We start from the raw sequence: 9,011 nt of genomic DNA, 5'->3' as shown, positions 1-9,011 counted from the left end.
AGTTTTGTTAATATTTATTTATAATGAATAGTTAAGATGTATGGCATTATATTTAATTATTCATTCTCGAAAATTCCATAGCTAACCGCATTCACGTCGTGCTTGCTGTTAAGTCCAGTCTATGGGATTAGCTGATCACACGTAAACGGTGCCGGAGTGGTCGCTGGAGGCTCTCGCGCTGCAATGTGCTGTTGATGGTGGAATGGCAAGCGATGAGCAACTTAATCTAAACGACTGATATTAAATAAATCTTATATTTTACAATTATGTAAAAATTCTGATAGTATACCCCCCTATAGTATCTGGAGGGCGCATGCCACATTCACCTGAAGATAAGAAACGCATTCTCACCCGTGTACGCCGTATCCGCGGCCAGGTTGATGCACTTGAGCGCGCGCTGGAGTCCGGTGAGCCGTGTCTGGCAATCCTGCAACAAATTGCCGCCGTGCGCGGTGCATCCAATGGCCTGATGGGCGAAATGGTTGAGATCCACCTGAAAGATGAACTGGTCAGCGGGGATACAACCCCAGACCAGCGTGCTGTGCGCATGGCTGAAATCGGCCATCTTCTGCGCGCTTATCTAAAATAACACCATCACCTCGCAATAATGGGAAGAGACAAATGAAATCACGTGCAGCAGTTGCATTCGGCCCCGGTCAGCCGTTAAAAATTGTCGAAATCGACGTCGCACCGCCAAAGAAAGGTGAAGTGCTGGTTAAAATTACCCACACAGGCGTGTGCCATACTGACGCTTTTACGCTCTCTGGCGACGATCCGGAAGGTGTGTTTCCGGCGGTACTCGGCCATGAAGGCGGGGGTATCGTGGTTGAAGTGGGTGAGGGCGTCACCAGTCTGAAACCGGGTGACCATGTCATCCCGCTGTACACGGCAGAATGTGGTGAGTGTAAGTTCTGTAAGTCTGGCAAAACTAACTTGTGTCAGGCCGTACGTGCTACCCAGGGCAAAGGCCTGATGCCGGATGGCACTACGCGTTTCTCATATAATGGCGAACCTATCTATCACTATATGGGTACCAGTACCTTCAGTGAATACACCGTTTGCGCAGAGATCTCGCTGGCGAAGGTTAACCCGCAAGCGCCGCTGGATAAAGTGTGTCTGCTGGGCTGTGGCGTAACCACCGGGATCGGGGCAGTACATAACACGGCGAAAGTGAAAGAAGGCGATACTGTGGCCGTATTTGGCCTGGGCGGCATTGGTCTGGCAGTGATCCAGGGGGCAGTACAGGCGAAAGCTGGGCGTATTCTGGCGGTTGATACTAACCCGGAAAAATTCAAGCTGGCGGGTGAAATGGGCGCGACCGACTTCATCAACCCGAATGATTACGATAAACCGATTCAGGATGTGATTGTTGAGCTTACCGACGGTGGTGTGGACTTCAGCTTTGAATGCACTGGTAACGTAAATGTAATGCGTGCGGCGCTGGAATGCTGTCATAAAGGATGGGGTGAAAGCATCATCATTGGTGTGGCCGGTGCGGGACAGGAAATAAAAACCCGTCCGTTCCAACTGGTAACCGGACGCGTGTGGCGCGGGTCGGCGTTTGGTGGTGTGAAAGGGCGTACGCAGCTGCCTGGAATGGTTGAAGATGCGATGAGCGGGAAAATCCAGTTGGACCCGTTTATTACCCATCGCTTACCGCTGGAGCAGATCAACGAAGCGTTTGATTTAATGCATCAGGGTAAGTCCATTCGTACCGTTATCCACTTTGGCGATAACTGATTCATTGGCCAGCGGAATTTACCGCTGGCACTTTCCTGAATTTCTTTGAATGATGTTGTGAAAGTGTGACGAATCTTGCGCTTTTCACGGTAAGCAAACTTTATGAATTGCCGATGACTATCTAATGGGCGTGTTTTCACGCATAAACCCTACAAGAGAGTCGACGGTCATGGACAATACAATATCGATGCAAGCCCAGAATAAACTGGGCTTTCTGCATCAAATCAGACTGGTTCCGCTGTTTTCCTCCATTCTCGGTGGCATCCTTCTGCTGTTTGCTTTGAGTTCCGGGCTGGCAAGCTATTTTCTTATGCAGGCCGATCGCGATCAGCGCGATGTGACCGATGAGATTCAGGTCAGGATGGGGTTATCTAACAGTTCTAATCACCTACGTACAGCCCGTATCAATATGATCCACGCCGGCGCAGCGAGTCGCATTGCTGAAATGGACGATATGAAGGCCAATATTGCAGAAGCGGAAAAACGCATTAAGCAATCTCAGGATGGTTTCACTGCCTATATGTCTCGCGTGGTGAAAACGTCGGAGGACGAAGCCTTAGACGCTGAACTGAGCGCCAGTTTCAAAGCATACATCGACGGTCTGCAGCCGATGCTGAAATATGCCAGAAACGGGATGTTTGAAGCGATTATCAACCATGAAAATGAGCACGCCAGGCCGCTGGATACGGCTTACAACAAGGTGCTGCTGAAGGCCATAGAAATTCGTACTTCAAGAGCCAACCAGCTCAGCGAGCAGGCCCACCATCGTACCCAAATCGGCATGGCCTTTATGCTGGGTGCATTTATTCTGGCACTGGTGCTAACCGTGATGACGTTTGTTGTCCTGCGTCGTACCGTGATTCATCCACTGTTGCGCGCGGCCCAGCGTATTGAGCAAATTTCTGTGGGCGATCTGACCATGCAGGATGAACCAACCGGGCGCAGTGAGATTGGTCGTCTGAGTCGCCATCTTCAGACGATGCAACATTCACTGGAGAAAACCGTAGGCACGGTACGTCAGGGGGCGGAAGAAATCTATCGCGGCACCAGTGAAATCTCGGCGGGTAATACGGATCTGTCATCACGTACCGAAGAACAGGCCGCGGCGATTGAACAAACGGCGGCCAGTATGGAAGAACTGACTGCTACGGTGAAACAAAACGCGGACAACGCACACCATGCCAGTAAACTGGCGGAAGATGCCTCCGGCAAAGCCAGTCGCGGTGGGCAGATGGTCTCTGGCGTGGTGAAAACCATGGGGAATATCTCGACCAGCTCGAAAAAAATCTCTGAAATTACCGCTGTCATCAATAGCATTGCCTTTCAGACCAATATTCTGGCGCTGAATGCGGCGGTGGAAGCGGCGCGAGCAGGAGAGCAAGGGCGTGGATTTGCCGTCGTCGCCAGTGAAGTTCGCACGTTGGCAAGCCGCAGCGCCCAGGCAGCGAAAGAGATTGAAGGATTGATCAGTGAGTCAGTGCGGTTGATTGACCAGGGGTCCGGTGAGGTTGTGGCTGCGGGTAATACCATGACGGATATTGTCGATGCGGTAAAACGTGTCACCGATATTATGCTGGAAATTGCAGCGGCCTCTGATGAACAGAGCCGGGGTATCGTGCAGGTAAGCCAGGCGATTTCAGAGATGGATAAAGTGACGCAGCAGAACGCCTCACTGGTCGAAGAAGCCTCGGCTGCAGCGGCCTCCCTGGAAGAACAGGCTGCGCGTTTAACGGAGGCGGTCGGTATATTCCGCTTACAGGGTGCCAGTGCTGTAAAGCGCGTGCCATTTGCCAAAAACTCGGGACATGCGCTGCCGCAGACTGCGGGAACCAGCGGTGATAACTGGGAAACATTTTAATGAAATAAGGGACCGAATGGTCCCTTATTTTTTACCTCAGAATGGTACGGTTTTGCGTATTGCGGCAATGAGGACTTGCGCTGCGGAGGGTAATTGCACGTCCACGCGGGTAAGTATCCCAATGGGCTCTCCCGCACCATGCGTAGGTACCGGTAATGACACCAGCGTTGCCTGGCGTAAATCTTCCCGCACTGCGCCTGAAGGCACAAACCAAACATAGTCGTAATCCACCGTCAGTTGCCGGGAAAGCGATGCTGACAGCGTTTCGATACATCCAGAGGGCATTTTACAGCCCTGGCTTTGCAGCAAGGCTTCCGCGTGCTGTCGTGGGGCTGTCCCTTTGGGGGACACCACGACAGGCCATTCCATTACCCGACTCAGTGTGATGGTCTCTTGCAACAGCGGGTGATTAGGTCGCACAACCAGCTTGAGCGATTCGAGAAATAACAGTTCGTAGTTCAGACCAACCATCAATTCCGGATCGGCCATACGGCCAATACCGAGGTCGATCTCCCCGGATTTTAAGCCAGCCAGAATCATGGGATTACTCATGGTGGCAACCTGCAACGTTGTTTCCATTTGCTGCTTGTGATACTGACCAATTACTGCAGGCAGAATACCCAATGCAGCTGTTGGCAAGGCACCAATACGAACAACATCAGTCTGCGACTCTTCACGATGATTTAACGCCTGGCCGGCAGTGTTGAGTGCATCAAGCACTCTTACCGCATGGGTAAGAAACTGTTCGCCGGGCAAGGTTAACTGTGCACCAAGACGACCGCGTTCAAAGAGTCGGGTTCCGGTCAGTTGCTCCAGTTCGTTCAGCGTTTTGGAGAGGGCTGGTTGACTCAGGTTAAGGGTTTCGGCCGCGCGCCCCAAAGTTCCCTGTTGGGCAACGGCGACAAAAGTATGAAGATGGCGCAAGCGAATGCGCTGATTGAACAGAACATTTTTTTCCATAAGCGATGTTAAAAACAGAGCCGTATCGGTGACAAGTGAAGTTGTTTGTTTTTGATAACTTGATAGCAAAATATTATTAACATTTAACGCCTTTTACTTACAACTGATTTATTTTGCTTATGTTTTGTACAGTGTGACCGCGTGGTGGGATCATGGAAGGGAATGTAGCCAGTCGTTATACTCTGACAATTGTTCGCTTTTTCATCATTCATCATCACAGGGCACTGACCAATGATCCATGTAATAGGACACCTTAACCCCGATAGCGATGCCATTTGCACCGCGGCAATGACAGCTCGCTGGCTTACGTTACGAGGCCAGCAGGCGACGGCATGGCGTGCGGGGGAACCTAACCGTGAAACGCAATTTATCTTTGCGCATGCAGGATTGGACATGCCCGAACGACTCACGTTTCCGCTGACCGATCTGGATGTTTGGGTGGTAGATTTCACCGAACCGACACAAGGACCAGAATCGCTGTCTGAGAGCAATGTCGTCGGTATCATCGACCATCATCGACTCGGCGGATTAGTGACACGTCTTCCTCCGGAGGTTTGGGTTAAGCCTGTTGGCAGCAGTGCGACGCTGTTGTGGCAATTGATGACGGATGACGAGCGCAGCCAGGTGTCGTCTGCGGAGGCTGTTTTGCTACTGGGGGCTATTTTAAGTGACACTGTCACGCTTCGTTCGCCTACTACCACGCCGGATGACAGCCAGGCGGTGGGGGCTCTGGCCCAAAAAACGGGTGTGGATCTGGACGCTTTCAGCCGTGATCTTCTGTCGGCCAAAACCAGCGTCGAAGGCATGAGTGCCCGTGAACTGCTGCATAAAGACATTAAAACGTTCACCATTCATGGGCATAAAGTCTGCGTGGCGCAACTCGAGCTGTATGCACTGCGCCAGGTTGACGGTGTGCTGGACGATCTCCGCGAGGAGATGACCCGTTATGCTGAGGAAAATCAAGCTGCTCTGGTGGTACTGATGCTGACGGACATCAATCTTGGCGATACCAGTCTGTGGTTCGCTGGCTCTGAGTTGTCAGAGTTACCGCAACCCTGCAAGGTCGAAGGCATGCTCAGTCGTAAAAAACAGATGCTGCCATGGCTGGAAAGCCATTTAAAAGCACGTCAGTAAGTTTCGGTTCACTGTCCTGGTGGGAGGGGGAATTTATGCGGGATCACAGTTTGTAAATTCTTCCCACCGGACTCACCGGTGTTTTCTACACTCCAGGTAATATTCACTGGAGGCATGACATTATGGCGAACACCATCACGGCAGATGAGATTCGGGAACAATTTTCGCAGGCAATGTCAGCAATGTACCAGCAGGAAGTCCCGCAGTATGGCACGTTGCTGGAACTTGTCGCTGATGTGAATCTGGCGGTACTGGAAAATAATCCGACGCTGCATGAAAAACTGGCCAATGCGGATGAACTGGCACGGCTCAATGTTGAACGCCATGGGGCTATCCGGGTCGGTACTGCGCAGGAGTTGTCTACACTGCGACGGATGTTTGCCATTATGGGCATGTATCCGGTCAGCTATTATGATCTTTCCCAGGCGGGCGTCCCCGTCCATTCCACGGCGTTTCGTCCCATCGACGATGCCTCGCTTTCGCGCAACCCGTTTCGGGTATTTACGTCACTATTACGCCTCGAATTAATCGAGAACGTGGTATTGCGCCAGCAGGCAGCGGACATCCTCGCAAAGCGTGATATTTTCACGCGTCGTTGTCACGAATTGCTGGATGAGTTTGATGCACAGGGCAGTTTCACACCCGCACAAGCCCAGGAGTTTGTGAATGAAGCACTGGAAACGTTCCGTTGGCATCAACACGCCACCGTAGATGAGCAAACGTATCATGCCTTGCATAACGAACATCGACTGATTGCAGATGTGGTCTGTTTTCCTGGGTGCCATATCAACCACCTGACGCCGCGCACGCTGGATATTGATCGGGTACAGTCGATGATGCCGGAGTGCGGGATTACACCGAAAATTCTCATTGAAGGCCCACCACGGCGTGAGGTGCCCATCTTGCTTCGCCAGACCAGCTTTAAGGCGCTGGAAGAACCGGTGTTGTTTGCCGGCGAAATGCGTGGAACACACACAGCGCGTTTTGGAGAAATCGAGCAACGTGGTGTGGCGCTGACGCCAAAGGGCCGGGCGTTGTACGACGAACTGTTGAGTAAAGCGGGGACGGGGAAAGATAACCTGACGCACCAACTGCATCTTCAGGACGTGTTTAAGGCGTTCCCGGACAGCGAGTTTCTGCTGCGCCAACAGGGACTGGCTTGGTTCCGTTATCGCCTGACGCCGTCGGGCGAAGCGCATCGCCAGGCTATTCGCCCGGATGACGATCCACAACCGCTCATTGAGCGGGGCTGGCTGGTTGCTCAGCCTATCACCTACGAAGATTTCTTGCCGGTGAGCGCCGCAGGGATTTTCCAGTCTAATCTGGGTAATGAAACACAGGCGCGCAGCCACGGTAATTCCAGCCGCGATGCCTTTGAACAGGCGCTGGGCTGCGCGGTATATGATGAGTTTGCGTTGTATCAGGATGCAGAAGAGCGCAGTAAACGGCGGTGTGGTTTGCTTTAACGGAATTTACACGGGATTCGGTCTGTTCTCATCGACATAAAATATTTTCGATTTTGTACAGATAATCGGCGACCAACAATTGGATTATTAATGAATTTTGTCTAGAGTGAGCGGTCAGAAATGTGCACTCTCTTGCCGCAGATTTTGACCGGCGCGGGACCATTTACACGACCAGAAGGACTCACTTTCAGGCATGAATCGCAGACGATTTATTAAAGGTTCAATGGCAGTGGCCGCCGTGTGCGGAACCAGTGGTATTGCATCACTCTTTTCCCGCGCCGCTTATGCGGCAGAGTCTGACATTGCAGACGGAAAAACCGTACGTTTTGATTTTTCCGTTCTGCAGTCGATGGCCCATGATTTAGCACAGAAGCCGTGGGGCGGTGCGCCGCGCGCATTGCCGGATACGCTGGCGAAACTGACGCCGCAGGCTTACAACAGTATTCAGTACGACGCAGAACAGTCACTGTGGAACAACGTTGAAAATCGTCAGCTTGACGCACAGTTCTTCCATGTGGGAATGGGCTTCCGTCGCCGCGTACGCATGTTCTCGGTTGATGACAGTACGCATATGGCGCGTGAGATCCACTTCCGCCCGGAGCTTTTCAAGTACAACGATGCCGGTGTGGATACCAAACAGCTGGAAGGGCAAACTGACCTCGGTTTCGCCGGTTTTCGCGTGTTCAAAGCGCCTGAACTGGCCCGTCGTGATGTCGTGTCCTTCCTGGGAGCCAGCTATTTTCGCGCCGTAGATGACACCTATCAGTACGGTTTGTCGGCGCGCGGTCTGGCGGTTGATACGTATACCGACAGCAAAGAAGAGTTTCCTGACTTCACCGCATTCTGGTTCGAAACGGTTAAACCGGGCGCCACTTCATTTACTGTTTATGCACTGCTCGATAGCCCAAGTGTGACTGGCGCGTTTAAGTTTGTGATCCACTGTGAGAAAACGCAGGTGATCATGGATGTGCAAAATCATGTCTATGCGCGTAAAGACATCAAGCAACTCGGCATTGCGCCGATGACCAGCATGTTCAGCTGTGGTAACAATGAGCGCCGGATGTGTGACACCATTCACCCGCAAATTCATGACTCCGACCGTCTGGCTATGTGGCGAGGCAATGGTGAGTGGATCTGCCGTCCGCTGAATAACCCGCAAAAACTGCAGTTCAATGCCTACACCGATAACAACCCGCGAGGGTTCGGCTTACTGCAGCTCGATCGTGACTTCTCTCATTACCAGGACATCATGGGTTGGTACAACAAGCGGCCAAGCCTGTGGGTTGAACCACGAAACCAGTGGGGTAAGGGGACCATTGGTTTAATGGAGATCCCGACTACCGGTGAAACGTTGGATAACGTCGTCTGCTTCTGGCAGCCGGATAAAGCAATCAAAGCCGGTGACGATCTGGAATTCAAATATCGCCTGTACTGGAGCGCACAACCACCGGTACGTTCGCCGCTGGCCCGTGTGATGGCAACCCGCACCGGTATGGGTGGCTTCCCGGAAGGATGGGCTCCGGGCGAACATTATCCAGAAAAATGGGCACGTCGTTTTGCCGTTGATTTCGTGGGGGGGGACCTGAAAGCGGCAGCGCCGAAGGGAATTGAACCGGTCATTACGCTCTCCAGCGGCGAAGCGAAGCAGATTGAAATTCTCTACGTGGAGCCTATCGACGGCTACCGAATCCAGTTTGACTGGTATCCAACGTCTGATTCAACCGACCCGGTCGATATGCGCATGTTCCTGCGCTGCCAGGGCGATGCTATCAGTGAAACCTGGCTGTATCAGTACTTCCCGCCTGCACCGGATAAACGTCATTACGTTGACGACCGGGAAATGCGTTAATTGC

General features: G+C 52.3%; 7 protein-coding genes. 6 read left to right on the top strand and 1 reads right to left on the bottom strand.

All coding sequences use genetic code 11. The annotated features are described in order from the left end of the window. Positions 1 to 313: 313 nt before the first annotated feature. From NNN64_RS13135 to NNN64_RS13125, 3 genes are all read left to right on the top strand, one after another. Positions 314 to 589, top strand: a complete 276-nt coding sequence (locus tag NNN64_RS13135; protein WP_012132328.1) for a metal/formaldehyde-sensitive transcriptional repressor — start codon at positions 314 to 316, stop codon at positions 587 to 589. Between the two features lie 32 nt (positions 590 to 621). After that, entirely contained in the window at positions 622 to 1,740 is a 1,119-nt protein-coding gene (locus tag NNN64_RS13130) for an S-(hydroxymethyl)glutathione dehydrogenase/class III alcohol dehydrogenase (RefSeq protein ID WP_271441660.1), read from the top strand. Positions 1,741 to 1,909: 169 nt separating this feature from the next. After that, a complete protein-coding gene (locus NNN64_RS13125) occupies positions 1,910 to 3,598 on the top strand; it encodes a methyl-accepting chemotaxis protein (RefSeq protein ID WP_271441659.1) in 1,689 nt (562 codons plus the stop codon). Positions 3,599 to 3,634: 36 nt separating this feature from the next. Here the strand turns inward: NNN64_RS13125 and NNN64_RS13120 are convergent, their stop codons facing one another. After that, a complete protein-coding gene (locus NNN64_RS13120) occupies positions 3,635 to 4,558 on the bottom strand; it encodes a LysR substrate-binding domain-containing protein (RefSeq protein WP_271441658.1) in 924 nt (307 codons plus the stop codon). Positions 4,559 to 4,789: 231 nt separating this feature from the next. On the opposite strand from NNN64_RS13120, the gene NNN64_RS13115 reads away from it, so the two are divergent. From NNN64_RS13115 to NNN64_RS13105, 3 genes are all read left to right on the top strand, one after another. Then, the gene (locus NNN64_RS13115; protein ID WP_271441657.1) at positions 4,790 to 5,692 is read left to right on the top strand and encodes a manganese-dependent inorganic pyrophosphatase; all 903 of its coding nucleotides are present in this window, start codon (positions 4,790 to 4,792) and stop codon (positions 5,690 to 5,692) included. A gap of 122 nt (positions 5,693 to 5,814) precedes the next feature. Further along, on the top strand, positions 5,815 to 7,158 hold the full coding sequence (hglS, locus tag NNN64_RS13110) for a 2-oxoadipate dioxygenase/decarboxylase HglS (protein WP_271441656.1): 1,344 nt from the start codon (positions 5,815 to 5,817) through the stop codon (positions 7,156 to 7,158). Positions 7,159 to 7,351: 193 nt separating this feature from the next. Then, on the top strand, positions 7,352 to 9,007 hold the full coding sequence (locus tag NNN64_RS13105) for a glucan biosynthesis protein D (RefSeq protein WP_271441655.1): 1,656 nt from the start codon (positions 7,352 to 7,354) through the stop codon (positions 9,005 to 9,007). Positions 9,008 to 9,011: the final 4 nt, after the last annotated feature.

Source organism: Citrobacter sp. Igbk 14 (assembly GCF_028069825.1).
GTDB lineage: Bacteria > Pseudomonadota > Gammaproteobacteria > Enterobacterales > Enterobacteriaceae > Citrobacter.
The sequence above is the reverse complement of the archived record's forward strand: the minus strand, read 5'-3'. Positions and strand labels throughout refer to the sequence as shown.

What these genes read in the sequence shown, in the direction of transcription:
- NNN64_RS13135 (WP_012132328.1), top strand. Translation starts at nt 314, where the DNA reads ATGCCACATTCACCTGAAGATAAGAAACGCATTCTCACCCGTGTACGC.
- NNN64_RS13130 (WP_271441660.1), top strand. Translation starts at nt 622, where the DNA reads ATGAAATCACGTGCAGCAGTTGCATTCGGCCCCGGTCAGCCGTTAAAA.
- NNN64_RS13125 (WP_271441659.1), top strand. Translation starts at nt 1,910, where the DNA reads ATGGACAATACAATATCGATGCAAGCCCAGAATAAACTGGGCTTTCTG.
- NNN64_RS13120 (WP_271441658.1), bottom strand. Translation starts at nt 4,558, where the DNA reads ATGGAAAAAAATGTTCTGTTCAATCAGCGCATTCGCTTGCGCCATCTT.
- NNN64_RS13115 (WP_271441657.1), top strand. Translation starts at nt 4,790, where the DNA reads ATGATCCATGTAATAGGACACCTTAACCCCGATAGCGATGCCATTTGC.
- hglS (WP_271441656.1), top strand. Translation starts at nt 5,815, where the DNA reads ATGGCGAACACCATCACGGCAGATGAGATTCGGGAACAATTTTCGCAG.
- NNN64_RS13105 (WP_271441655.1), top strand. Translation starts at nt 7,352, where the DNA reads ATGAATCGCAGACGATTTATTAAAGGTTCAATGGCAGTGGCCGCCGTG.